This window comes from Paenibacillus sp. Lou8.1 (assembly GCF_024213565.1).
GTDB lineage: Bacteria > Bacillota > Bacilli > Paenibacillales > Paenibacillaceae > Paenibacillus > Paenibacillus polymyxa_B.
In genome coordinates this window covers 1-24480 of sequence record NZ_JANAVN010000024.1, presented here as the reverse complement: position 1 = coordinate 24480, position 24480 = coordinate 1, and the positions used below count along the sequence as shown (strand labels likewise).

At 45.4% G+C, this 24480-nt stretch carries 25 protein-coding genes, 1 tRNA gene, 1 pseudogene and 1 riboswitch; of the genes and pseudogenes, 9 read left to right on the top strand and 18 right to left on the bottom strand.

Annotated elements, in window-relative coordinates:
• Positions 1–161: 161 nt before the first annotated feature.
• Positions 162–668 (bottom strand): YwhD family protein, encoded by a 507-nt coding sequence (locus NLX78_RS25270; protein ID WP_013368743.1) that lies wholly within the window; start codon positions 666–668, stop codon positions 162–164.
• A gap of 124 nt (positions 669–792) precedes the next feature.
• Here NLX78_RS25270 and NLX78_RS25265 point away from each other — a divergent pair, with 124 nt between their 5' ends.
• The 4 genes from NLX78_RS25265 to NLX78_RS25250 all read left to right on the top strand — a co-directional run bounded on the left by NLX78_RS25265 (position 793) and on the right by NLX78_RS25250 (position 5375).
• Positions 793–2805 carry a M1 family metallopeptidase gene (locus NLX78_RS25265; RefSeq protein WP_254351838.1) on the top strand — a complete coding sequence of 671 codons (2013 nt, stop codon included), beginning with the start codon at positions 793–795 and terminating at the stop codon, positions 2803–2805.
• Positions 2806–2816: 11 nt separating this feature from the next.
• Entirely contained in the window at positions 2817–3644 is an 828-nt protein-coding gene (locus NLX78_RS25260) for a hypothetical protein (RefSeq protein ID WP_235306874.1), read from the top strand.
• A gap of 276 nt (positions 3645–3920) precedes the next feature.
• Positions 3921–4058, top strand: a riboswitch (cyclic di-AMP (ydaO/yuaA leader).
• A gap of 5 nt (positions 4059–4063) precedes the next feature.
• Entirely contained in the window at positions 4064–4564 is a 501-nt protein-coding gene (locus tag NLX78_RS25255; RefSeq protein ID WP_061831815.1) for a C40 family peptidase, read from the top strand.
• 304 nt (positions 4565–4868) lie between these two features.
• A complete protein-coding gene (locus tag NLX78_RS25250; protein WP_250267132.1) occupies positions 4869–5375 on the top strand; it encodes a GNAT family N-acetyltransferase in 507 nt (168 codons plus the stop codon).
• A 78-nt stretch (positions 5376–5453) separates the two neighbouring features.
• On the opposite strand, the gene NLX78_RS25245 is transcribed toward NLX78_RS25250, so the two are convergent.
• Together NLX78_RS25245 and NLX78_RS25240 are read right to left on the bottom strand one after the other, a co-directional pair.
• The gene (locus tag NLX78_RS25245; protein ID WP_007428083.1) at positions 5454–5753 is read right to left on the bottom strand and encodes a 4a-hydroxytetrahydrobiopterin dehydratase; all 300 of its coding nucleotides are present in this window, start codon (positions 5751–5753) and stop codon (positions 5454–5456) included.
• 117 nt (positions 5754–5870) lie between these two features.
• Entirely contained in the window at positions 5871–6164 is a 294-nt protein-coding gene (locus NLX78_RS25240) for a hypothetical protein (protein WP_061831817.1), read from the bottom strand.
• Between the two features lie 187 nt (positions 6165–6351).
• On the opposite strand from NLX78_RS25240, the gene motA reads away from it, so the two are divergent.
• A complete protein-coding gene (gene motA, locus NLX78_RS25235; RefSeq protein ID WP_028542601.1) occupies positions 6352–7146 on the top strand; it encodes a flagellar motor stator protein MotA in 795 nt (264 codons plus the stop codon).
• Positions 7139–7966: a flagellar motor protein MotB gene (gene motB, locus NLX78_RS25230; RefSeq protein ID WP_254351837.1), complete on the top strand. Its 828-nt coding sequence runs from the start codon at positions 7139–7141 to the stop codon at positions 7964–7966. The genes motA and motB overlap by 8 nt, the downstream gene beginning before the upstream one ends.
• A gap of 136 nt (positions 7967–8102) precedes the next feature.
• On the opposite strand, the gene rluF is transcribed toward motB, so the two are convergent.
• Complete coding sequence (gene rluF / locus NLX78_RS25225) at positions 8103–8804, bottom strand: 23S rRNA pseudouridine(2604) synthase RluF (RefSeq protein WP_061831820.1); 702 nt, start codon at positions 8802–8804, stop codon at positions 8103–8105.
• A 50-nt stretch (positions 8805–8854) separates the two neighbouring features.
• Positions 8855–11131: a PAS domain S-box protein gene (locus NLX78_RS25220; protein WP_254351836.1), complete on the bottom strand. Its 2277-nt coding sequence runs from the start codon at positions 11129–11131 to the stop codon at positions 8855–8857.
• Between the two features lie 329 nt (positions 11132–11460).
• On the opposite strand from NLX78_RS25220, the gene tadA reads away from it, so the two are divergent.
• Positions 11461–11961, top strand: coding sequence for a tRNA adenosine(34) deaminase TadA (gene tadA, locus NLX78_RS25215; RefSeq protein ID WP_254351835.1), 501 nt, complete (start codon positions 11461–11463; stop codon positions 11959–11961).
• A 60-nt stretch (positions 11962–12021) separates the two neighbouring features.
• Positions 12022–12588, top strand: coding sequence for a GNAT family N-acetyltransferase (locus NLX78_RS25210; protein WP_254351834.1), 567 nt, complete (start codon positions 12022–12024; stop codon positions 12586–12588).
• A gap of 115 nt (positions 12589–12703) precedes the next feature.
• Here the strand turns inward: NLX78_RS25210 and NLX78_RS25205 are convergent, their stop codons facing one another.
• The 6 genes and pseudogenes from NLX78_RS25205 to NLX78_RS25180 all read right to left on the bottom strand — a co-directional run.
• Positions 12704–13780: a hypothetical protein gene (locus NLX78_RS25205; RefSeq protein ID WP_028542606.1), complete on the bottom strand. Its 1077-nt coding sequence runs from the start codon at positions 13778–13780 to the stop codon at positions 12704–12706.
• Between the two features lie 199 nt (positions 13781–13979).
• A complete protein-coding gene (locus NLX78_RS25200) occupies positions 13980–14135 on the bottom strand; it encodes a small acid-soluble spore protein P (protein WP_029514956.1) in 156 nt (51 codons plus the stop codon).
• A gap of 72 nt (positions 14136–14207) precedes the next feature.
• The gene (locus NLX78_RS25195; protein ID WP_007428073.1) at positions 14208–14378 is read right to left on the bottom strand and encodes a hypothetical protein; all 171 of its coding nucleotides are present in this window, start codon (positions 14376–14378) and stop codon (positions 14208–14210) included.
• 28 nt (positions 14379–14406) lie between these two features.
• Positions 14407–14748, bottom strand: coding sequence for a hypothetical protein (locus NLX78_RS25190; RefSeq protein ID WP_029514958.1), 342 nt, complete (start codon positions 14746–14748; stop codon positions 14407–14409).
• 379 nt (positions 14749–15127) lie between these two features.
• Positions 15128–16075, bottom strand: a complete 948-nt coding sequence (locus NLX78_RS25185) for an NAD(P)-dependent oxidoreductase (protein ID WP_190298372.1) — start codon at positions 16073–16075, stop codon at positions 15128–15130.
• 63 nt (positions 16076–16138) lie between these two features.
• Positions 16139–16324, bottom strand: a pseudogene (locus tag NLX78_RS25180) (phosphate acyltransferase); the annotation flags it as partial.
• A 201-nt stretch (positions 16325–16525) separates the two neighbouring features.
• Here NLX78_RS25180 and NLX78_RS25175 point away from each other — a divergent pair.
• Positions 16526–17410 carry a LysR family transcriptional regulator gene (locus tag NLX78_RS25175; RefSeq protein ID WP_254351833.1) on the top strand — a complete coding sequence of 295 codons (885 nt, stop codon included), beginning with the start codon at positions 16526–16528 and terminating at the stop codon, positions 17408–17410.
• Between the two features lie 31 nt (positions 17411–17441).
• Here NLX78_RS25175 and NLX78_RS25170 read toward each other — a convergent pair whose 3' ends face one another.
• From NLX78_RS25170 to guaB, 7 genes are all read right to left on the bottom strand, one after another.
• On the bottom strand, positions 17442–17618 hold the full coding sequence (locus tag NLX78_RS25170) for a hypothetical protein (RefSeq protein ID WP_254351832.1): 177 nt from the start codon (positions 17616–17618) through the stop codon (positions 17442–17444).
• A gap of 191 nt (positions 17619–17809) precedes the next feature.
• Positions 17810–17895 (bottom strand) — tRNA-Ser (locus NLX78_RS25165).
• Positions 17896–17984: 89 nt separating this feature from the next.
• Complete coding sequence (gene serS, locus NLX78_RS25160) at positions 17985–19268, bottom strand: serine--tRNA ligase (protein ID WP_013308176.1); 1284 nt, start codon at positions 19266–19268, stop codon at positions 17985–17987.
• A gap of 35 nt (positions 19269–19303) precedes the next feature.
• Entirely contained in the window at positions 19304–19870 is a 567-nt protein-coding gene (pdxT, locus tag NLX78_RS25155; protein WP_069290775.1) for a pyridoxal 5'-phosphate synthase glutaminase subunit PdxT, read from the bottom strand.
• A gap of 16 nt (positions 19871–19886) precedes the next feature.
• The gene (gene pdxS, locus NLX78_RS25150; RefSeq protein WP_025720037.1) at positions 19887–20768 is read right to left on the bottom strand and encodes a pyridoxal 5'-phosphate synthase lyase subunit PdxS; all 882 of its coding nucleotides are present in this window, start codon (positions 20766–20768) and stop codon (positions 19887–19889) included.
• A 129-nt stretch (positions 20769–20897) separates the two neighbouring features.
• Entirely contained in the window at positions 20898–22286 is a 1389-nt protein-coding gene (locus NLX78_RS25145; RefSeq protein WP_254351831.1) for a D-alanyl-D-alanine carboxypeptidase family protein, read from the bottom strand.
• A 327-nt stretch (positions 22287–22613) separates the two neighbouring features.
• Positions 22614–24071: an IMP dehydrogenase gene (gene guaB, locus NLX78_RS25140; RefSeq protein WP_013308172.1), complete on the bottom strand. Its 1458-nt coding sequence runs from the start codon at positions 24069–24071 to the stop codon at positions 22614–22616.
• Positions 24072–24480: the final 409 nt, after the last annotated feature.

Below are 24480 nucleotides of genomic sequence, written 5' to 3'. Positions count from 1 at the left end.
ACCATCACCACGATCATACGTTCATGCTGAAAGCTATTTCGCAATAAAAAAAAGCAGCCCACAGTGAACTGCACCTCCATTGTTAGTCGTGTCTAACAAATGGGGTGCAGTTCACAGATGTGGCTGCTTTTTTACAATATTATTACTGCGTTAACGCTGGGCTACCCTTCCAGCGCCTGCTTCAATTCCTCAGGCGAAGCGTCCCACCATTCCTCGTTATGCGAAATTAGCAGGCTTTTGAGCGCTGCTTTATCTTCACTGCCGAGATCATCCAGCATGAAACGACGCTTGAGCGCGTAATCCATACGGTTGACGTGATCGGCGAGGATTTTCCAGCCGCGTTTGGCTTCGTCGTCAATCAGCATCTCGCAGGCGGTGGCACCGCCGTACATACGCCCTTCGGGCGTACGATCCACGGCTACCCATACGAGCCATACTTGGCGTCCGTTCGGTACATCCTCTTTATTCGTAGAGAACTTGATCCCGCGTTCTACTTTACTTTTGGCATGCATGGCACCGATATCAATTTTCGCCTCTCCTCGGTCAATGATAACCGGAGACATGCTGTTCAGGTCGATTGAGCCTGCGCCGAAACCCTTATGTTTACTCTTGCCACTGACAATGTTCAGTGCAATCTGTTTTTTGCCGTCCGGCTGATTTTCACTCATGCGTCACTAGACCTCCATTTTCCGTCTTCACACTCATTCTACACTATAAATATTTTAACTAATAATCTCCTGAAAGCAAACATATACATGCTGTAGATGCTTGTCAACGGGAGGTATCCATTGTATGACCCCAGCACGCACTAAAATCGTTTTATTGTCTACACTAGCCCTCGGTCTCCTCGCAGGGACGTTATGGTTTGCCTGGCAGCCCCAACTGCAATCCGACCCGCAGTCCATAGGCCAACCACTATACGGGTCCCTGTCTGAGTCTGCGCTTGCCCCAAATATGGGCAAGCCTCTAGGGGCAAACATCCTGCCTGACCTGCCCAAGAACCCTCCACAGCCCGCTACAGAAATCCTCAGCAAGAGGGTGGTAGAGTACCACATTGATGTGTCTCTGGAAAAAGGACAGGTTTTGCGAGGCACTGAGACACTAACCTGGAACCATCCGGGCAAGAAAACCGTGAATGATCTGTATCTTCATCTATACCCGAATGCCTTCTCTTCCATGGAAACTACCTTTATGAAGGAATCCGGTGGAAAGCTGCGCGGAGACACCATGCCCAAAGACGGCTTTGGCTCCATGACGCTGACTGAACTAAAAACAGAAGACGGTTTATCTCTCATGCACCGCATCCAATATGTGCAGCCAGATGACGGTAACGCAGGCGACCGTTCGCTCGTGAAGGTGCGTCTACCCAAGCCGGTACGAGGTGGCGAAGAAATCACATTATATATGAAGTTTGAGGTAAAACTGCCCGCCATCTTCGCTCGTATGGGCGCGACAGATGATTTTGTAATGGCAGGACAGTGGTTCCCGAAGCTCAGCGTCTACGAGACTGCAGGACAGCGTGGACGCGCCGAGGAGGGCTGGAACCTCCACCAGTATCATGGTAACTCCGAGTTTTATGCCGATTTTGGAATTTACAGCGTACGGATTCGGGTGCCTGAAACTCATATCGTAGCAGCGACCGGATTTCCCACCCGTGGTGCCGTCCGACAGAACGGCCAAAAAATATATCAATTTTATGCCGATGATGTACACGATTTTGCCTGGTCCGCTTCACCCAACTTTGTAACCGTAGAAGAACCCTTTTCTTCTGCTGAAGTCCCTGGTGTCAAAATCAAGCTCTACCTTGACCCGTCGCACAAGGAGCTCAAAGGGCGCTATATGAGCGCAGCGAAGGCCGCCCTTTCGTACTACAGCAAATGGTACGGGCCTTATCCATATTCCACCCTATCCATCGTGGTTCCACCCAAATCAGGCAATGGAGCCGGCGGTATGGAGTATCCGACACTCATCACGGCCGCTGCTGCGGGTAATCTGAATCCTGGCTATAGTCTGGAACGGACATTAGTTCATGAGATTGGACATCAATATTTCTACGGAATGGTAGCCAATAATGAATTTGAGGAGCCGTGGCTGGATGAAGGCTTCACCTCCTATGCAGAGGAGCGGCTTATGGAGCAAGAATATGGGCTTACCCCCAACCTGCCATTACAATCGGGACAGGTAGCCTCCCCACAGCCGCTAAACCGTGAGTCATGGAAGTACGGCTCAGCTGCTGAGTACGCGCAAAATGCCTACTCTCGAGGCAAGCTGGTCCTACGGGGCATTGAACGTCAGGTGGGTATGAAAAAAATGGATCGCATTATGCGGACCTACGTCCAGACGTACCGATTCAAGCATCCGTCCTCACTGGATTTTCAACGTATCGTGGAGAGAGTCACCGGACGCTCATGGAGCCACTATTTTGAACAGTATGTATATGACGGCCAGATGGCGGACTTTTCAGTGGATCACATCACAAACCACAAGCTGGAGAATGGATATGAAGCAGTCGTGACGGTCAGCAAAAAAGGGGCGGATTACCCCAAGATCCCTGTCCAATTTACCTTCAAGGATGGTACCACGATATTCAAGGCTTGGGACGGTGCGGGCAAAAGCATAACTTTTCGGATCAAAAGTACTTCTCCCGTTTCCTATGTAACCCTTGATCCCCTATATACCATTGCACTGGAGAACAAGCATATTAACAATAGCCTAAAAGCCGAATTGGACGAAAAGCAACAAACCCGTTGGAGTATAAGTGTAACCAAGCTGTTGGAGACACTGCTTGGAAGTCTGTCATGGTGAGGTGTCTATAGATGCGGACTGTTATAAAAGAGGGCTGGGCGCTGGTGCGCATACGATTCTATATCGTTATCATTTTATTTCTGTATCGACTACTGTGGGGGGTGTTTCTCTATCGGCTGGTGCAGTCTGCCGTTATCCCGCTATTGCTCCGTTATCCTGATCAGGGTCAAAACGAGCTGGGACAGACCTTATTTTGGATGGAGAGCCAGATTGCTCTGATGGACAGCCGGGAAGTACATGTGTATTTGTGGATACTACTAGGGGCGACTGTACTACGTATACTGATCACTCCCTTCATTAGAGCCGGAATATATCAAAGTCTGCATACCGATGCGACTGAACCGCAAAGCCTGTCCTTTTTCAAGGGTATGAAACGCCATGGCATGTCGTCGCTGTTGTATTACACCATCGAGTTGGGACTGCTGCTGCTTCCCGCCTTTTGGGTAGTACCGAGACTCTACCCTATTGTAGCAGGAGCACTTCAATCTTCCTCTTATCTGCTGCATTTATTGCCCTATGTCATTGGATGGATGGCATACGGATGGTTCATTCGGCAGTGCATCCTGTATATGCAACTGGGTACTGTCGGTGGTCACGCCATACTATCGTCCCTGCTCGCCTTCTTTCGCCAGCTCCTCCCAGCTGTCGGTATATCCCTTTTGCTCGGTGCTTGTGTGCTGCTGGTCTTCGGTCTATTTGGCACCGTGGCGATGATTTGGACTGGCATGCTGGCGCTCATTCTCCAGCAATCGTATCATTTTGTTACTAGTCTGGTCAGGCTGTGGCATATCAGTTCGCAGTACAGACTATGGCATACCGATATCTCTAGTAGAAGCTAAGCCCTGCCTTTATGTTTTTTACTTCATTTCCGTCTGTCGAAAAACCTTGATTCATATTCGCGCAAACGACACATAACTGAATACTGTTAACAAGATCTGTTCCTGGGACATGAGGAGCAGATTTTTTTTGTAACTTTTTGCAATGAAACATTTGCCAAAGCCAGCCGTCTTTGTTACAATAATCGCAGTGAACTGATAGTAACAACTTTGTAATCTTTATTGTAACCTTTATCTCAAAAATAACGTTATTGTGAATACTGCTCTCCAAGGTGCACATCTTAAGTTAAGCCTAATTCCTGGCACCTAGGAAGCGGGGGAACCAGTTTGGGTGAATTGATCTCGCAACAGAGTGGTCATAGGGGAACCTTCTACCGAATCCTTAAGCTAACCTCGCAGGCATTGGAAGGGGTATATTTTTTTTGAAGAAGAAGCTAACGATCGCAGCTATGGGTCTTGCCATTGCCTTTACATCTTTTACATTCGGTGGCGGCAGTGCATATGCAGACTCTAAGATGGACCAGGTCATCCAAGATGCCAAAGGAACGAACTACAGAAGCGGAGGCACTACACTCGAGGGATTCGATTGCTCCGGCTTCACAATGTACGTATACAACAAACTGGGAATTAAACTTCCGCATCAATCTGGATCACAATTCAAAATGGGATCTTCTGTATCCCGCGATGAAATGAGACCTGGGGACCTGGTGTTCTTCAACACCACAGGAAGAGGCATTTCCCATGTAGGTATCTTCGTAGGTGAAGGGAAATTTGCCCACTCCTCGACTTCACGTGGTGTAGTAGTTAGCTCACTGAACGAAAATTATTACGCTAACCGCTATGTCGGTGCAAAAAGAATTATGAGCACAGACGCTTACCATTCTGTAGCTTCAGACATTCCTGATGACGATAACGTAGAATAACTAACGCACAGCAAGCTAACCCTAGCCGCAATTTGATTCTGGCCGGAATCGAATTGCGGTTTTTTATGTCCACAACATCAGCAATTATTATCTTTACTGACGAACTGAGACCTCAAAAGGTTTCAATTGTAGCGAACATCGTCGGTTTTACCGTCACCGCTGGGGGAGCATATGAGCAGTAATTCCTTCTTATTGAATGTATACCCGACTTAGGTATGAAATAAACACGCTTGCCATTCCTCTGCAACTTGTCTACAATCTGTTGTTAATGATTGAAGTACCTGTGTAAAGGAGGATGGAACACATGCCGGCCTCAATATCCAACTATCGGATCGTACCGATGGACGAGCATCAAGCGGCTGCAATCTGTGAGTGGCACTATGATCCACCTTATAACATATATGGTTGGCTCCCCTGGGAACAAATGAAGGCACTTGAAGTCGAATTTGGAAGTCCCACGCTTCGCCAAGAGCAATATGTTGCCGTACTGGATGAAGAGAACAAACTGACGGGATTTGCTCAATATTTTCCTATGATCGGTGTGACCCGGCTAGGTCTTGGAATGCATCCTGACAGGTGCGGACATGGCAAAGGCTCTGATTTTGTCCGTGCCATTGCAGAGGAAGCTCAACGACGCAACCCGAAGAATGAAATTGATCTAGAGGTGCTCACTTGGAATGAGCGCGCTATCCGGGCCTACAAGGCGGCTGGATTTGAGCTTACAGATACCTATGAACGCCAGACTCCTGATGGCAAAAAACCATTTTATTGTATGGTATATCGTCCCGAGCACCCAACCCAAATTCTATGATAAAAGCGCCTTCGGCATACAACCACGATGTTGTATAGCGAAGGCGCTTTTATCATCATACGACAGATCATTACAAGCTCAATGACTGCTGCGCATTTTTTCAAAAGCTTCATTATATTGTTGGGCTTCCTTAATATCCACGGCCATAATACCGCCGTCGTCCCAAGAGGTCAAACGCAGAGTCACGGTCTTATAATCAATCGTAATAAATGGATGATGATTGAATGCTTCAGATATAGCGGCAACTTCATCCACGAATGCAATCCCTTTCATAAAACTGGAAAAATTATATTTTCGAACGATCCAACGTCCTTCCTCCAGTTCCCAGCCCTCCAGTTTCTCCAGATGTGCTTCAATCTCTTCTTGTGTAAAAGGCATGTTACGAACTCCTCCCCGTTTATACGGAAGCCTTTCGACCGCTTAAATACGGCCAAAACTACGATATATTGGTGTACATATTACCACGGCCCCGTTGATAAATCCATAAGACGGACCTCAAATCAAAGGGACTGACGTCAGCTCCTCGTCCCCAATAAGTACATAGATGCGATGCTGCTCCGGCTCATAGATCACAACGCTACTCCCTACAGTGATTGTGGGCTCTGTACCCAGTGCATAAAATAAGTCTTCTGCCAAAGCTTCATTGACTTCCTGACGTCCCGCCGGGTCCAGCCTGTCCCAATCTTCTGCTTCCATCTCAAAAAATTCATAGCTATCTGGGATGCGCCCCACAGCCTCTGTCAAATCGTTCAAAATTTGTTCATACTCACGCCCATGCTTTACTCCCATGCCATTTCCTCCAATGGTTCCGCCATTCAATACATAATCACCTTATTATACCGGAAATTCGCACTTAACAAAAAAGAGAGTTTTGTCGATAAATACTATAATCCGTCTTGTAATGACGCGCTTGGGGCAAGGACGACCCCGGCGGCATGAAAGGATTCAAAATCTATTCTCATGGATGAGGTGTATCATGCAAATTTCAACCATTATCGGACTTGTGCTCGGGATTATGTCACTGGTCGTCGGGATGATCTTAAAAGGCGCTCCGGTCGTCAATTTGGTCAATAATCCCGCTGCTTACATGATTATTTTCGTCGGAACGGCAGCGAGTATATTTATGGCCTTCCCGATGGCAGAAATCAAACGGATTCCGAAGCTGTTCAAGGTTATTTTCACCGAACAAAAACTGTTAGACCGCAAAGAGCTCATCGGTACGTTTACCGAGTGGGCATCCATTACCCGTCGTGAAGGTCTGCTCGCCTTGGAATCTAAGGTAGAAGAAATCGATGATCCCTTTATGCGTGGCGGCATGCGAATGATTATTGACGGCAATGATCAAGAATTCGTACGGGACGTTCTGATGGAGGATATAAATGCTACCGAGGATCGACATCGCTCTGGCGCACTGATCTTCTCCCAAGCCGGTATGTACGCTCCAACGCTCGGGGTACTCGGTGCGGTTGTAGGTCTGATCGCCGCTCTGGCTGACCTTAGTGACATGGAAAAGCTCTCTCATGCCATTGCAGCAGCTTTCATTGCGACGTTGCTCGGTATTTTTACAGGTTATGTCCTGTGGCATCCGATGTCCAACAAGCTGAAACGGTTATCCAAAAAAGAAGTAGAGCTTAAATTAATGATGGTCGAAGGTCTGCTTTCCATTCAATCGGGGATATCGACAATTGCCATCAGTCAGAAACTGACGATCTTCCTGACTCCGACCGAACGGGCTACATTGACCCAGAAGGATGGCGATTCCAGTGAGTAAAAAGAGACATGAACCGCATGAAGAGCATGCTGACGAAAGCTGGCTGTTGCCATATTCCGACTTAATGACCCTTCTGTTGGCTCTTTTCATTGTCTTATTCGGTATGAGCTCGCTCGACGCCAAAAAATTTGAAACTATGGCTCAATCCCTGAGTTCAGCTTTTAGTGGCGGCACTGGCGTGCTGGATCACTCGGCCGCGAATCCGTCGTCACAATCCATGGATATGGGCAAAAATAAAGAACAAGTATCACAACCCTTAAAATCGAAAGCTACTTCTACCTCTGAACTGCAAAAACAGCTTGCCCAGCGGGAAGAAGAAGATTTAAAAAAGCTTAAAAAACAGATGGATCAATATATTCAAAATAACGGCCTGTCACCTCTGCTGAATACCAAGCTGAACCAATCCCAGCTGATGATCACCATTAGTGATAATGCCCTGTTTTCATCCGGGCAAGCCGAAGTAAAACCGGGAGCGAGAAAGCTGGCCAAGTCTATTTCTAGTATGCTCCAGCAGTTCCCTGGCTATGATGTTATCGTATCGGGTCATACGGATAATGTACCGATCTCCAACAGCCAGTTCCCGTCCAACTTTGATTTGAGCGCCAAGCGCTCTCTGAATTTCTTGCGTATCTTGTTGCTCAATCCAGATCTCGATCCAACCAAGTTTGTATCCATCGGTTATGGCGAGTATCGTCCATTGGCAAGCAATCAAGATGGCCAAGGACGCTCCAAAAACCGTCGTGTTGAAATATCTGTTCTCCGCAAATATCAGAACGGGACACAAGTCATCAGTCCTACCTCAAGCTCGAATGAAGGTTGATTATGCATATGTTATATGAACAAAGGCACCGCCGCATTTTTATGCAGCTGGTGCCTCTTTGTTTAGTGCTTCCTATAATCTGGACTTGTCAGATACGAGGATCATACGCTGTAGGCTATACAAAGCCCCTCTGGCATTAGCTAAGCGTATAATCGAGCATCTGGCCAAGCTCCTGCTTCTCAGCCTCTGTCAGATCACGCCAGGCACCTTTCTGAAGGGACCCCAACCGAATATTCATGATTCGCAGCCGTTGCAGTTTTTTTACTTCATAACCGAAGGCAGCACACATACGCCGGATCTGACGATTTTTCCCTTCAGTCAGGATAATACGGAATACATACTCAGATACACGCGTCACCTCACAAGGTAGCGTCCGCTGGCCGAGTATTTTCACCCCGCTGGACATGCCCTGCACAAAAGACGGTACGACAGGGCGATCCACCGTTACGATGTATTCTTTCTCATGCTTGCCTTCTGCCCGTAAAATCTTATTCACAATGTCTCCATCATTGGTAAGTAAAATGAGACCTTCCGAATCCTTATCCAGGCGTCCAATCGGGAATATCCGCTGTGGGTGCCCCACAAAATCAACAACATTGCCTCTAATATGGCTCTCGGTTGTACTTGTAATACCCACCGGCTTGTTCAATGCAATGTAGACGTGATCGGACTTCTCGCGCAGTGGCTTGCCATTCACGCGAACATCATCGCCTTCTTCCGCTTGACTACCCAGCACAGCCACTTCGCCGTTAATCGTCACGCGGCCGCTCTCTACCAGCTTGTCCGCCTCGCGGCGCGAGCAAAAACCGGTTTCGCTGATAAACTTGTTAATGCGCAACCTGTGTACCCTCCATTTCTACTAACACCCTTCCTCCTGCGCCCAGCCCGTTACTCCGGCTTGGCAATCGGAAGCTGCACCAGGGCTGTCGTTCCCTCTCCCTCTGTGCTTTCAATATCCAGTGTGCCTTTATGACTCTGTATAATACGCTGACTGACCATAAGTCCTAGTCCTGTCCCTGTTTCTTTGTTTGTGAAAAAAGGTTCTCCTAGCTTGGACAGCATTTCTGCGGGAATACCCGCTCCCTGATCCCGTATAGAGATTTTAACGCTTTCTCCCTCCAAGAACAAATGAATCGTGATGATACCACCTTTACTCATAGCCTCCATGCTATTTTTAAGTAAATTAATGAATACCTGTTTTAACTGATTTTCTTCAGCGTATACTAGGGCAGGCTCGTCCGTGACCTGAAGATTGAATACAATGCCCAGCAGATGCGCCTGACTATCTAGTAAAGAAATCACGTCGCTCACAATATAGCGAACATCCTTTTTCTGAAAATGCACTGCCTGTGGCTTCGCCAGTATTAAAAACTCGCTAACGATCAAATTAATGCGATCCAGCTCAGACATCATAATATCGTTGTGTTTCATATTCAACACTTGATTTTGCTGCTGTAGTTGGAGAAAGCCTCGTAGTGTAGTTAGCGGATTACGAATCTCATGCGCTACGCCTGCCGCCAATTGTCCGACGGTTGTCAGTTTCTCTGATCTGCGCAACAACTCCTCCATCCGGTTGCGACCCGTAATATCACGCGACACGCAGATAAACCCCAAAATTCGGCCTTCTTCATCCAGAATAGGCGACGTGCTCATACTGATCTCTACTGTACTTCCATCCTTACGCATTCTAAGGGTCTCACTTGATACGATGCTCTCTCCCTGAAGCAGGCTCTTCTTCTGAAATTCATACTCCTCCTGTTGCTGCGGAGGTACAAACTCCAGCTTACGACCAACCAATTCCTTCTTGGTCCAGCCGTACAAAGCCTCGAAGGCATGATTGACCCGAACGACGCGATCCTCTTCGTCGGTTACATGAATCGCATCCGCTGTCTGATTAATAACCGATTCCAGATGCTCCTTTACAGAACGGTTCTCCTCATACATCTGTTCCAGTCTTCTCGTGTACATCCCTAGGTTGTAGGCCATCGCATTGATGCGTTCACCCAACTGTGCAAGCTCATGACCACCCTTTATTTCTAGCCGTGTATCAAAATGACCATCAGCCATCTCGTTCACTTTCCCCAGAATCGACTGAATTGGGCGGACAAACAGACTTGCCAGCACATAGCTTCCAATGATTACAACCTCCAAAAGGACAATGGAAATAGCAATTAAGCTTATCAATTGCTTGGAAATAACAGAAGTAATCGTATCATAATTCATAACAATACGGATAACATAGGCTTCGCGGTTAGCCGGGTAAAAAGGTATGTAACTGACGAGAACCCGTTCGCCTTTGATATAGCAGTCTTGTACAATACTCTCCCCGGAGAGGATAGCTCTGGACACGGCCAAACGATCTTCCTTCACTCTCGTTAGTTGATACGTGCCAAATTGGATCGGTTTATTGTACATGTAATAGTATTTCGAATCGTTCCCGTTCTTGTCCATCGAAGCGCCACCAAAGGTTGCAGGGTTAATTCCTGTAATCTCCATGATGCGATAATCCACTTGTTGGGTTTGCTTTACGATCTCATCGGGGCTCAGGATGGTTATGAAATCTTTCACTGAAGTATCCTGAAAGGAAATTCGAATTAAGTAGTTACGTTTTTGGTCATAATAAAATCCCCATTTGTTAATCTGTGAGGAGCCTGAACCGGTGTAGTCAAATGATCCGGTCCAAAAATGATCCAGTTTCTGACCTTGCGCCATTGCAGCCTGTCCGTGCTCATATAATTGGTCAACTGCATTTTTCCAATACCCTGTCAATGGATCAGATGGCGTTACTTCTTTTGGATCCGAGGATTTAACAACCTTATACCCCTGCTCGTCTCGAATCATCAAAGAAATATTAGTATCTCTGTGGAGTGAGGCCACCTTTTGAAGCTGTTCCTGCTGAATATTTCGGATGTCAGGACCTAGCTGATTAGCAGCCAACGTGGCAGAAAGCCACAGATTATATCCGAGCTGCTTGTCAACGGCCTCCCAGCTATGCTGGGTTTGTTCGATAGCTCCTCCGATAATTTTAGCCGTCAGAACCATTTTAGTTTCACTGTCACTTCTTAGATTTTCGTGGGTCGTGTAATAATTGAGGGCGATGTTTAATAAAAGGATAAACAGGACGGACCCCGACAAAATGATCGTTATTCTGATTTTTATCGACACACTGATTTCTCACCTCTTGCCGTATGCTGGCGATTACTGGCAATTGCTAACTCAATGATACCGTAATAGCGCCTGTGATACCAGCATTTACATTTACCGGATATACATAAATACACACCTTGTGTACAGTATTGTCAATAGACGAGGGTTTGCCTACAATATAAGAAGATAATCATCCACAAGTAGTCCACAAATACACAGATTCTATTATAAACTGTGGATAAACCTGTGGACAAGTGCCGTGTTATCCACAATTTTATTCACATCATGTTAACAACGGAATATTTGTTCGTTGGATAATTCCGCGTTTTGAAAGGAGCATTTTCCCAGTGACCACCATGGATCACGCCTATTGGATGAAAGAAGCCATTCAGGAAGCGTATAAGGCAGAAATATTAGGTGAAGTCCCCATCGGGGCTGTCATCGTAAAAGATAATGAAATCATCGGTCGCGGCTACAATTTGCGCGAGACGGATGCTGACCCAACCGCACATGCAGAGATGGTTGCCATTCGTCAGGCCAGTGAGTACTTAGGCGCATGGCGCCTGCTGGATTGTAGGCTGTATGTCACTTTGGAGCCGTGTCCAATGTGCGCCGGAGCCATTGTTCAATCACGGGTTCCCCATTTGATATACGGAACTACAGATCCCAAGGCAGGCTGCGCAGGCACGCTGATGAATTTATTACAGGAGCCTCGGTTCAATCATTGTACAGAAGTAACTAGTGGTGTACTGCAGGAGGAATGCGCTTCGCTGCTAACGAACTTTTTTCGGCATCTCCGGCAAAAAAGAGCGGCAGCCAGATTGTCTCCTCCCCCATCCTTATCCTGAGGGGGAAAAGTCCAAAACACTTCATCTCATTGCTAATTCCCCATGGAAGGAGACCAACCCATGCCTATGAGCTTGTATAATACGCCTCAAGGTATCTTTTTACGGCCATTTAGCTTGGCGGATAGCAAAGCCCTTCTCGCCCTTAGGCACCGTAATAGGGATTCCCATGCACCTTATGAGCCGCTTTACGAGGATTCATTTTTCACATTAGAGAAACAGCAGGATTATATCCGTCAGAAATTGCGTCAGGCCGAAGAGGATCAAGGTTACGTGTTTGGTATCTTTCTTTTAAAGGAAGAACGGCTCATCGGTTATATCTCTATTTCCAATCTAGTACGTGGAGTTGGACAATTCGCTGATATCGGCTACATGATGGATCATCATGAACAGGGTAAAGGGCATATGACCGCAGCCTTAAAGTTGATCATACAATATGCCTTTCGTGCCTTATCTCTACATCGTCTCCAAGCGGGTACCCTTTTGTATAATGATCCCTCACAACGTGTATTAAAAAAGTGCGGCTTCCAGCCAGAAGGCATTGCTCGCAAGCTTGTACAGATTCAGGGCACATGGCAGGATCACCAGATGTTTGGACTTTTAGCTGAGGATGACGTGTGGCAGAGCTAAATGACTGCACAGGGACAACATTAACAGTAAACAAAAAACCGCCCGGCTTATGCCGAGCGGTTTTCTTACATCATATTCGAAAAAAATGATGTTATACAATCATGTCATCCCATACTTAAGGAGCAACAGTTTGCATTTTTTGTTGCAGCTGTTCCATAGTCAGGACTTGATCACCTGTTGGAATACCCACTTTAAATGCTGCTTTAGCATTGATTTTACTGTATTGCGTGTAGCCTGTTACGGACAATTTTACATTGTCTTTTGTGGCCGGATCATTCATCTCTACATTCGCATTCAGGTCTTGATACACAGGAATGTTATCCTTGTTCAAAGCTGTGTTAATGTCAAACTGTTTCACTGTCAAGTAATTTTTCAACTCATCCAGCTTTTTGCTAACTTCGCTGGTGTTGGATTGCAGTTCTTTCTTCGCTTCAGCCAGCTCTTCTTTCTTCACTTGAAGCATGCCAGCATATTCATCTTTAGACATCACATCAAGGACTTTAGGAAGCGCCTTAGTGATAAATGTATTGGTAGCTTGCTTCACATTGTCGTTCGTAATTTTGAATTGAACGACTTGTTTAGCTTCAACGCCTTGTGGCAATTTAGCGTCTTTAGGATCAATATCAAAGAAGTACGTAGCTTGATCATACTCGTTCATAATAGCAGCAATCACTTCATTCGCAAATTTCTGCGATTTTTCCTGATCCATGGCTGCAGGATTAAATTCTTGTCCTGATTGTTTAGCCAGTTCTTGTGGATCAATGATCAGGAATTTACCTACAACATCCTGTGGAAGTGGGTAAAATGGAATATTAGGAATCTTAACGTACAGTTTATCTTTAGTCATTACCATTGGAATCGTGAAGCTGGTGGAAAGATCACCTTTCAAATGAATGCCGAGCGTCATTTCAGATTGGAAAGGTTCTTTTTGGTATACACCATCCAGCGTAATATCAGCATTTTTCAGCATGCTAGTTACCATTGCACTTTGCTCACTTGGAACAGAAGCGGATGTAATGGTCAGTTCCTTAATCGTGAATTGACTTTTGGATTCATAAGAGTTCAACTTCATTGCATTAGCTGTACCGGTCGTAACAGCTTCCTTTGGTTCTAACTTCTTGCTACAACCTACCAGGGCTACCGTCAAAAGCAACACCATAGTGAGTACCAAGACGGATAACTTTTTACTCATTGTGTAGATTCTCTCCTCTCGTAATTAACCCCTTTTTTATGCTAACTAAAAAAAATACACACCTCCTATTTTAACTCATATTCTCAAACGGCGAAACACTTATTGGAAAATTTTCTTACAATAAGCACAAAGACACCCTGGCTCTCTTACCAGGGTGTCTTACACTATGCAATATATTTTAGGAGAAAGGTCTGCCTGCTTATGAGCCTTCTCTATTATGATGATCCACGTGATTCCGCTGTTTTACCTTCTTGGAACCGGATAACGGCTCTTGCTGATGACTACGCTCCCGCTTTTCGTTACTTCCACCAGAATCCTGTGCTTCGGGTACAGGAATGGCTTTAGGCTTGCCCATTTATGCATCCTCCATTCTCAGTCTATATTTGTGGTACATCAACGAATCCGTTTATTACCATTTAAAATAGGACTATAGATGGTGTAGATCTTCCGTTTTATCGTGATTTAGTGAATCCTGATGACGGCGATCATTACGATCCTGCTGCACTTGCTGTGCCTGATGACTATTAACTGGGCGTTGCTCCAAATCATCAACAATGTTAGACAGGTTTTTATCCAGACCGTTTTTGGCTTTTGTCATGTAGTCTTCCTCCTCATTCCTTCATGACCTACGAGTGCGTCAATGACTGTAATGTTTGGGCACATTGGTGAATATGCCGAGTATAATCGGACACTAACTGCTGAATGATATCTGTTCGTTCATCCACAGACTGTCCGTCCCGTTCTACATCGACTAAGCTAACCTGTACTTCCCGGGAGTCTACATAAGTACATGCAAAATCAAAGGAGTACATTTGTCGGCCTTCTACCTCGATATGGATCCGTATAGCCCGGTTGTCAGCTTCATCTGCCTGTACCTGTGATTTGTCCCCTGAATTCAAAAGAATCGGCAGTTGTTCCTGCCAGGCCTCTACCAGCTTTTGCTGATCTACTGTCATTTCTCGATTCATGCCAGCACCTCCACATCTGATAACGTGTGAAAAAAACAGGCTTTTTATACAACAAAAAAGCCATTCTTCACGATTCCTGATCATTAGTATATAAAACCTAATGTACCAGCTAGTCGTATTTGAATGGCTTGGTTTATTTTAGAATATGGCGGAGAGGATGGGATTCGGACCCATGTGGGCTTGCACCCTAACGGTTTTCAAGACCGCTACTACCTATGAAAATCCGCCGAGCCTTGGTATGACTGGGTTTGTGAAGTCTAATGCAAGAACCGCTACAACTGCTGGCCTGTCTGCAACGCTGCCGTGTCCACCTTGCCATTATCTGGAGGCAACCAGGTGCACGGAGCTGCCCCGATAGCTCATTTTTATTGCACCAAAACTATAATAACTGATTGAGCTTGCTTTCAGGCTCTTCACCATTTTCTACACGTTTTATATTGTTTATAAAGAAATCATATCTTTTTTTATGAAATTTTCGACCATCAGGCATTCCTGCTGTATGGGGAGTAAGTATCACATTACCCAGATTCCGGAGCTCACTGTCAATAGGAAGCGGTTCAGATTCAAACACATCCAGGCATGCGCCTGAAATATCCCCGTTTTTTAATGCATCAATCAAGTCTCTTTCGTTAACAATCCCGCCGCGGGCTGTATTGATAAAAAGAGCGGTATTCTTCATTTTCTTGAATGCCGCTTTGTTGATCAGTTGTTTGGTTTGTTGATTCAAGGGTACATGTACACTGACTATATCCGATGTGCTTACAAGAGTATCGAAATCCGTCATTTTCACAAAACCGTCAGATTGTACAAGAGCATTTCTCGCATAAGCCAGCACATTCATATCAAAAACCCTGCAAAATGCAGCTACTTTTTTTCCGATAGCGCCCAAACCGATAATCCCAATCGTTTTGCCTTTTAATTCACTCCCTGTATAGTCCAATTGATTTTCATCCATCCTGTTTTTCATGAAAGTATCAAGAAACGGTATGTTTTTATAATAAGACAATATCAGTGCCATTACGTGCTCGGCCACTGCCTGTGCATTCACTCCTGCAGCATTGGCCACCCAAATGCCGAGCTGTGTACAGGCAGGGACATCTACATTATCAAATCCTGCACCCGTCTGTACCAATTTTAATTTTTTTGCGATAGAAAGCAGGCTGTGATCCACTTTAATATGTTCAGGAATAATTACCTGGCAATCTTCAATATGATGCAGCATTTCTTTTCCGGGCGGGACAATTACAACATTCCAGTCTTGAGGAAAATACCTTACAATATTTGATTTCGAGGTCTCGCTAAAATAGCCAACTATGAGAATCTTCATTGCTAAACCACCTTTCATTACCTATACCATTCTTCGAAGAAAACCCGTTTGATGATCTTCATTTTATCCTTTTGAGGAAGAAGTAATTATTTCCATATTATAGACTTCATCGGCAGTAAAACCTCTTGAAAGGTCATTGATCGGTGCATTTAGGCGCTGCAGGATCGGACCATATGCCTCAAAGTTTCCAAGACGCTGCGCTACCTTACAACCAATATTACCGGCATGAATACCTGGGAATATGAAAACGTACTATAATAAAGCAACTTTATAGAGCAATGAAAAAGACTTTTGCTGTTCTTGCCGTTTCAACAGCAATCTAATTCCAGTGAAAAAACATTTGACCCCTCGTCCTTATTAAAGATAATTTTAAACATAAAGAATAATGTTGTAAAACTCAAATATTTTGTGAACTATATTAATCATTTCTATATATTGAGGAGGTATTCTATGTATTTTCCTGGGATTGAAGCGTTTTTAGCTATCGTACGGACCGAGAGTATAAGCAAAGCGGCCGAATTGCTGCACCTGTCACAAGCTACGGTGAGCTATCGGTTAAAGACATTGGAACAGGAAATGGGTGGCCTTTTGGTTGAGCGAAGAAAAGGGGCACCCAAAATCAGTCTGACCCCAAAAGGGGAAAACTTTTTTAGCATTGCGGAAAGATGGGATGCTCTCTGGAGGGAAACACAAATCTTGCAGGCTAGCGGTTCGCAGTTAAGTCTGGCAATAAGCGCTGCCGAAAGTATAAGTCAATTTGTTTTGCCTCCTGTATATAGAATGCTTAATCAGCGTACCCCGTCCATCCGACTGCAAATTCGTACGCAGCATACTCAGGAAGCTTTTGATAGTATTGAGCGGCGCGAGATGGATGTGGCGTTTGTGGTGCGAGAAATCGTGTCGCCTAGTGTCACTGTTAAACCGTTTTTTACTGAAGAAATGATGCTGTTGCGCCTGGCTGTGTCGGGGCGGCAGGCCGGAGATACTGTTGAAATGGAAGAATTGTCGGCGCAAGACGAAGTCTTCATAAATTGGAATAGAGAGTTTCAATTCAGACATGACCAGTGGTGGGACCCTCTTTGCCCGTCCCGTGTTCATCTGGACTCAGCGGGACTCATCACTACTTTTTTGAAGGACGCCAGACAATGGTCGATAGTTCCCGCTTCGATTGGCGCACATATGATGCGGATGGGAGATTTCGTTCTTCAGAAACTATCGGTATCAGTGCCTCCAAGAATATGCTATAAGGTAACTCATAAGTTTCCAAACCAAGCTTTACACGAGCCCCTTCGTATTCTTGATAACTATCTGCAAGATATATTTGGAATACAATGATCTGACCTGTCGAGATATTAGTTGCAATTGATTATAGGCCTGCAAACTGATGTATGAAAAAAATAGAGTATGCGGTGTAATAGCGTTTGAACAGCCCCTCCAGTGTCAGAATCTCAGGCGATACGCTCGCTCTCTCATCCTGCGCCACCCGAGACGTTTCCAAAACCGATGGACTCAGACGGTCGAGAAACCGCTGGGGAATGTCCAAACTATTCTTCCGCTGCCCGCGTTTACGCGGTTTGCCCCCCCGTGTTTGTATTCATAATCCTATACCTCCGTCAGATGTTTATCCAACGGTCACGAACACAAAAAAACGCACCACACCGCTATCCAACGGTAAAGTGCGTTTCAATCATACTTGCTACAAATCCTTATGCAGCAAGGAAATTATTAAACTGACGGAGAGGATGGGATTCGAACCCATGTGAGCTTGCACTCTAACGGTTTTCAAGACCGCCCCGTTATGACCGCTTCGGTACCTCTCCAGGTGGTAAATGGATAAAGCTGCTTCCCTTTTAAACATACTCAGGCGCAACAAAATTATTTTACCACAGAACTTCTAAGAATGCAACACTTACTGTTTAGGAGCAATAACCTCAATGCCTCGCATGTATGAACGCAACACTTCTGGGATCACGATGCTTCCGTCCTCTTGCTGATAGTTCTCCAAAATAGCAGCCACAGTCCGCCCTACAGCCAATCCTGAACCGTTCAGAGTATGTACAAATTCAGGCTTTGCCTTCGAATCTGGACGAAACCGGATGTTCGCACGACGCGCTTGGAAGTCTTCCGTATTTGAACAGGAAGAAATCTCACGGTACATGCCACTCTCAGGCAACCATACTTCCAGATCGTACGTTTTGGCAGACGTAAAACCCATATCTCCAGTGCAAAGTGCCAGCACGCGATATGGAAGTCCGAGCAGCTGTAAAACACGCTCAGCGTTATTCGTCATTTTCTCCAATTCCTCATAAGAGGTATCCGGGTGAACCAGCTTAAGCATCTCTACCTTATTGAACTGATGCTGACGGATCAGGCCACGGGTATCACGTCCTGCTGATCCTGCCTCCGAGCGAAAGCAAGAGCTGTATGCCACATAATATTTCGGAAGCTGCTCCGCATTCATAATCTCTTCACGGTGGTAGTTCGTTACCGGAACTTCAGCCGTAGGAATGAGATAATACTCAGTATCACGCAGCTTGAACAAATCTTCTTCAAACTTCGGAAGTTGGCCCGTTCCGTACAAACTGTCCCGATTTACAATGTATGGAGGAAGCATTTCTTCATAACCATGCTCACTGCTGTGCAGATCCATCATAAAGTTAATCAGCGCACGCTCTAATCTTGCTCCCAGTCCTTTGTAGAACGTAAAACGAGAACCCGTTACCTTGGCTGCTGCCTCAAAATCAAGGATATCTAGATCCTGAGCCAATTCCCAATGCGCTTTGGGTGTAAAAGAAAACTCGCGCGGCTCCGACCAGCGACGGATTTCTACATTATCCTCTTCCGATGCACCTACAGGTACTGTATCATTAGGAATATTCGGAATAGACATCACCAATTCATCGATCTGAACTTCCAGTTCGCGTACTTGCTCATCTAATTCTTTGATACGATCGGAGACTTGACGCATTTCTGCAATAAGATCATCCGCATTTTCCTTGTTCTTCTTCAACTTGGCTACTTCACCGGATACCACGTTCCGACGATTTTTGAGCCCTTCACTTTCCTGAAGTAACTCACGACGGCTTACATCCAGATCTGTAAAACCATTAATCAGATCCAGAGATTTCCCTCTGTTCTGCAAAGCTTTCTCAACCCGACCAAGCTCATTACGTAAAATCTTTATATCTAACACAGGTAATCCCTCCTACACTACAAACCTGACTTTCACTATTCGCGGACCATATCCACAAAATATTGATGTAACCGGTAATCGTCTGTTAACTCCGGATGGAAGGATGAAGCCAGCAAATGACCCTGACGGGCTGCCACGATCTCGCCGTTATACTCAGACAGCACATCTACTCCCGTTCCAACAGACTGTATTAATGGCGCTCGTATAAATACAGCACGAACCGGTTCGTCAATCCCTTTAATGTTCAAGTCTGTTTCAAAGCTCTCTCTTTGGCGACCAAATGCATTACGCGATACTGTAATATCCATGAGTCCCAAATGTGCTTCTTCCTGTCCTTGAATCGTTTTAGCCAGTACAATCAATCCCGCGCAAGTGCCAAATACAGGCTTGCCTTGATTGGAAAACTGACGTATAGCCTCTATGAAATCATACTTGCGCATTAGCTTACCAATAGTGGTGCTTTCACCACCGGGAATGATAAGACCGGACAGCTCATTGAGCTGTTCGATCTTCTTCACCGCTATACATTCCGCACCCGCACGCTCAACGCTACGTATATGTTCAGCTACAGCGCCTTGCAGCGACAATACACCTATTTTCATGCCGGTCCCTTCTTTCTTACCAACCACGATCCTGCATGCGCTCATGCGGTGCCAGTTTGGAAATTTCAATGCCTTTCATAGGAGTTCCCAAATTCTTGGAGACTTCTGCAATCAGCTTGTAATCCGTATAATGAGTGGTCGCTTCCACGATTGCACGTGCAAACTTCTCAGGGCTATCCGACTTGAAGATACCAGAACCTACAAAGACGCCATCAGCGCCTAAATGCATCATTAACGCGGCATCGGCAGGTGTTGCTACACCACCCGCTGCAAAATTGACCACTGGCAGTTTGCCAAGCTCATGCACTTCCAACAGCAGTTCATATGCAACTCCGAGGTTTTTCGCCTCTGCATACAGCTCGTCCTTCGACAAGTTTTGCACCTTGCGAATTTGACCATTGATAAAACGCATATGCCGAACGGCCTCAACAATATTCCCAGTCCCCGGTTCGCCCTTCGTACGGATCATAGATGCACCCTCACCAATACGACGCAGCGCTTCTCCCAGATCCTTGGCTCCACAAACAAATGGAACGGTGAACTCCCGCTTATCAATATGGAAAACTTCATCCGCAGGTGTCAGCACTTCGCTCTCATCGAGATAGTCAACACCGAGAGATTCCAGTACCTTTGCCTCTACAAAGTGACCGATACGAGCCTTAGCCATAACAGGAATAGAAACAACCTTCATAACTTCTTCCACAATCGTTGGGTCAGCCATACGAGCAACCCCACCAGCTGCACGGATATCCGAAGGCACCCGTTCAAGAGCCATTACAGCTGTAGCTCCTGCTGCCTCTGCAATTTTAGCCTGCTCAGCGTTCATGACATCCATGATTACGCCACCTTTTTGCATCTCTGCCATACCTCTTTTTACACGCGAAGTTCCCGTTTCCATGTCGTTGCCTCCTATAAGGGTTACGTTTAGATTCTAACTTAATATTTTACCGCACGAATGCCAAATACACAATCATTTCAAGCTGCAAAATAAGTAATGAAAAACAAGGTATCGCTTAGCTTCGCTTTTTTAGAAGAGGTTCTTAATTCCCTGGAACAGATCTCCGAAGAAATCACCGATTGCCCGGAAAAGCATTCGGAACCAGCCGCCCTCTTCTACTGCCGTCGTAGTAACCAGATCCACGGTTTTTGTCTGCCCTTTATCCACACCGTCTGTCTTGTACGTGTACGTAATTGTTCCGACTTTGGCCCCTTGCTTCAAAGGTGCCACCAGAGAGCTTGCTGGTGTAATATTCGTTGTAAAGGTTACCTTAGGATTGCTCGCACCCTTAGGTACGATAAAGCTTACTGCATCCTTGGTGACGATCGGTACTTCTGTTTCCGTACCTTTGGTCACTGGCACATTCTCAACACCCTTAACCATCGTCTTTGGAGCAATAACCTGCTTCACTTCAAAATTATCAAAACCATAGTTCAGCACTTTAGCTGTCTCTGTAAAACGATGAGGCTCTGAATCTGCTCCCATGACTACACTGATGAGACGCATTCCGTTGCGCTCAGCTGTACCTGTAAAACAGTTTCCAGCATTGCTCGTATGGCCCGTTTTCATTCCGTCCAAGCCGGGATAAGCAAACTTTCTAAAGTTAGTAATATTTTTGTTTGCTTCTAACATCCAATTGTAGTTAATAATTGGTGCTTTGTCAGTCGGTCGGAATTTGTAAGATTGAATTGTGGTAAACCGTGTATAATCCGGATGATCCTTTATAATGTTACTAGCTAATATCGCTGCATCTCTCGCTGTCATCACAGTTTCCCTGTCTGTGTCTGGTTGAAACCCTGTAGGCATATCCTTACGATCCAAACCAGTCGAGTTGATAAAATACGTATTTTTCATGCCCATTTTCTGAGCTGTTTCATTCATTAGTTTTACAAAGTCCTGCTCAGTTCCAGATACTCGTTCAGCAAGGGCTACTGTTGCATCATTAGCAGAACCTACCGCCATTGCAATATAAAGCTCTTCTACCGTATGTTGATCCCCTTGAGCCAAAAAAATACGTGATCCAATGCTCTTAGAAGCATTCTCGTTAACCGTAACCTTATCCGTCCACTTGAGTTTACCTTGCTTAACCTGTTCAGCCACGATGTATTCTGTCATCATTTTAGTCATACTTGCTGGTGGAAGTGGCTCATCTGGATTCATAGACAGCAGCACTTGCCCAGTGGAAGGCTCGATCAAAATGGCGGAACGTAGTGCCAGACTAGGGGGGTTAATAGAACCCGTCCCCGTAATATTGGTTGCCTGTGTTGCCGTTCCAGCTGCAAAAGTAGCCACGCTCGGATCGAAATTGCCTACCACAGGCAATGCCGACATATACATCATATTAAGCACCATGACTGCAGTCACACTCTTTTTAATCATGCTGCGTTTTTTATTCTGCTTTAAAATGTTCGCTTTCAAATGAATACAAACTCCTCTCGTACCCTAACCCGATCGCTATGAATAACGAGACGGTGGTTACAGCCTCTACTTGGCCAATGTAATTAATGTTTAAGTGTTATAAAATCCAGTTTCACTTCGTTTGCTTAGTTGTATCCTGTCATGAGCATTTTCTGCTCGAATCTTCTTTACTGGTAGGAATCGTCCAAAAGACCTACGTGTCCTAATTCGTCAATAATTTCGTCAAAAAGGCGGACACTTGTCTATTCTATCACAGGGGTATCTCTAAAAAAAGACAGGCAGAGCGAAATACGCTCTGCCTGTCGTCAAGTCTACTACAGCCGAACTTTATAGAGAGTAATTTGGTGCTTCTTTCGTAATTTGCACATCATGCGGATGGCTCTCACGCAGACCAGCGCCTGTAATACGGATAAAGCTTGTATCGTTACGAAGCTCCTCAATATTAGCTGTACCGCAATAACCCATACCAGAACGAAGACCGCCCAACAGCTGATGAACAGTGTCGGAAAGTGGTCCTTTATAAGCAACGCGTCCTTCGATGCCTTCCGGTACCAATTTCTTGTCGTCATCTTGGAAATAACGATCTTTACTACCTTGCTTCATCGCAGCCATAGAACCCATGCCACGATATACTTTAAAGCGGCGTCCTTGATAAATTTCAGATTCGCCTGGGCTTTCTTCCGTACCTGCAAAAAGACTTCCCAGCATTACCGCAGAAGCGCCTGCCGCAATGGCCTTTGTAATTTCACCGGAGTATTTAATACCACCGTCTGCAATGATCGGAATATTATATTCACGTGCTACTGTTGCACAATCATAAATTGCTGTTACTTGTGGAACACCTATCCCTGCGATTACGCGTGTTGTACAGATGGAACCTGGACCAATACCGACTTTTACGACAGATGCTCCTGCTTCAATCAATTCGCGCGTTCCGTCACCAGTAGCTACATTACCTGCTACAATCGTCAGATCAGGATAAGCTTCACGCAACTTGCGGACCGCTTCAATAATGTTAATATGATGGCCGTGAGCAGAGTCCACAACAATCATATCCACACCAGCTTTTACAAGTGCTTCAGTCCGATCAAATGTATCCTTGGAAATGCCGACAGCCGCACCGACCAGAAGACGCCCTTGTGCATCTTTCGCTGCGTTCGGAAATTGAATAGCTTTCTCAATATCTTTAATGGTGATAAGTCCTTTGAGATAATTTTCATCATCGACCAAAGGGAGCTTTTCAATTTTATGCTTTTGCAAAATGACTTCCGCTTCCTGTAAAGTCGTACCCACAGGTGCAGTTACCAGTTCTTCCTTCGTCATGACTTCACTGATTTTAAGGTTAAAATCGTGAATAAAGCGAAGATCGCGGTTAGTAATAATACCCACCAGTTTGTTTTCTTCATTTACAACAGGTACACCAGAAATACGGTATTTACCCATAACTGCTTCAGCATCGGACACCAAATGATCTGGAGTCAATGAGAATGGATTGGTGATAACACCGCTCTCCGAACGTTTAACCCGATCCACCTCTACTGCTTGCTGTTCAATCGACATATTTTTATGAATAATACCGATACCGCCCTCACGAGCCATCGCGATTGCCAACACTGCCTCAGTAACAGTATCCATACCAGCACTCATCAAAGGAATATTCAGCTTTACGTTATCACTCAAACGAGTCGCCACGCTTACTTCTTTGGGCAGAACCACCGACTTGCGAGGTACCAGCAAAACATCGTCAAAGGTAAGGCCTTCCTTACCGAATTTATCTTCCCACACCAAGATGATCCTCCTTCAAATTGTTTAGTCTGTATTGGTCTTGTTGTCTGTCCGACATGGACAAATCAAGGCTCTCTGAAAATATATTATTGCAATCTTAGCAAAGCGGTATAGGGGTGTCAAGCCTTCATCAATAGCCCTAACTTTAGTATTTCCCTGTACAAACAACTGTACTCCTACGAAGGACAACCTTTAAAAATAAGCGTTTCCAAAGGTAATAGCTATTCACAAAAGCATATCTCCTCTTTGAATGCGCAGCATAGAAGCAATTGTATAAGTGGTTTGTACCGTAATATACCAAAGAGGACCATGATCTCAATGAGATCATGGTCCTCTTTACTTGTTGCTTGGCGACGTCCTACTCTCCCAGGACCCTGCGGTCCAAGTACCATCGGCGCTGGAGGGCTTA

What these genes read in the sequence shown, in the direction of transcription:
- NLX78_RS25270 (WP_013368743.1), bottom strand. Translation starts at nt 668, where the DNA reads ATGAGTGAAAATCAGCCGGACGGCAAAAAACAGATTGCACTGAACATT.
- NLX78_RS25265 (WP_254351838.1), top strand. Translation starts at nt 793, where the DNA reads ATGACCCCAGCACGCACTAAAATCGTTTTATTGTCTACACTAGCCCTC.
- NLX78_RS25260 (WP_235306874.1), top strand. Translation starts at nt 2,817, where the DNA reads ATGCGGACTGTTATAAAAGAGGGCTGGGCGCTGGTGCGCATACGATTC.
- NLX78_RS25250 (WP_250267132.1), top strand. Translation starts at nt 4,869, where the DNA reads ATGCCGGCCTCAATATCCAACTATCGGATCGTACCGATGGACGAGCAT.
- NLX78_RS25245 (WP_007428083.1), bottom strand. Translation starts at nt 5,753, where the DNA reads ATGCCTTTTACACAAGAAGAGATTGAAGCACATCTGGAGAAACTGGAG.
- NLX78_RS25240 (WP_061831817.1), bottom strand. Translation starts at nt 6,164, where the DNA reads ATGGGAGTAAAGCATGGGCGTGAGTATGAACAAATTTTGAACGATTTG.
- motA (WP_028542601.1), top strand. Translation starts at nt 6,352, where the DNA reads ATGCAAATTTCAACCATTATCGGACTTGTGCTCGGGATTATGTCACTG.
- NLX78_RS25210 (WP_254351834.1), top strand. Translation starts at nt 12,022, where the DNA reads ATGCCTATGAGCTTGTATAATACGCCTCAAGGTATCTTTTTACGGCCA.
- NLX78_RS25205 (WP_028542606.1), bottom strand. Translation starts at nt 13,780, where the DNA reads ATGAGTAAAAAGTTATCCGTCTTGGTACTCACTATGGTGTTGCTTTTG.
- NLX78_RS25200 (WP_029514956.1), bottom strand. Translation starts at nt 14,135, where the DNA reads ATGGGCAAGCCTAAAGCCATTCCTGTACCCGAAGCACAGGATTCTGGT.
- NLX78_RS25195 (WP_007428073.1), bottom strand. Translation starts at nt 14,378, where the DNA reads ATGACAAAAGCCAAAAACGGTCTGGATAAAAACCTGTCTAACATTGTT.
- NLX78_RS25190 (WP_029514958.1), bottom strand. Translation starts at nt 14,748, where the DNA reads ATGAATCGAGAAATGACAGTAGATCAGCAAAAGCTGGTAGAGGCCTGG.
- NLX78_RS25185 (WP_190298372.1), bottom strand. Translation starts at nt 16,075, where the DNA reads ATGAAGATTCTCATAGTTGGCTATTTTAGCGAGACCTCGAAATCAAAT.
- NLX78_RS25175 (WP_254351833.1), top strand. Translation starts at nt 16,526, where the DNA reads ATGTATTTTCCTGGGATTGAAGCGTTTTTAGCTATCGTACGGACCGAG.
- pdxT (WP_069290775.1), bottom strand. Translation starts at nt 19,870, where the DNA reads ATGAAAATAGGTGTATTGTCGCTGCAAGGCGCTGTAGCTGAACATATA.
- pdxS (WP_025720037.1), bottom strand. Translation starts at nt 20,768, where the DNA reads ATGGAAACGGGAACTTCGCGTGTAAAAAGAGGTATGGCAGAGATGCAA.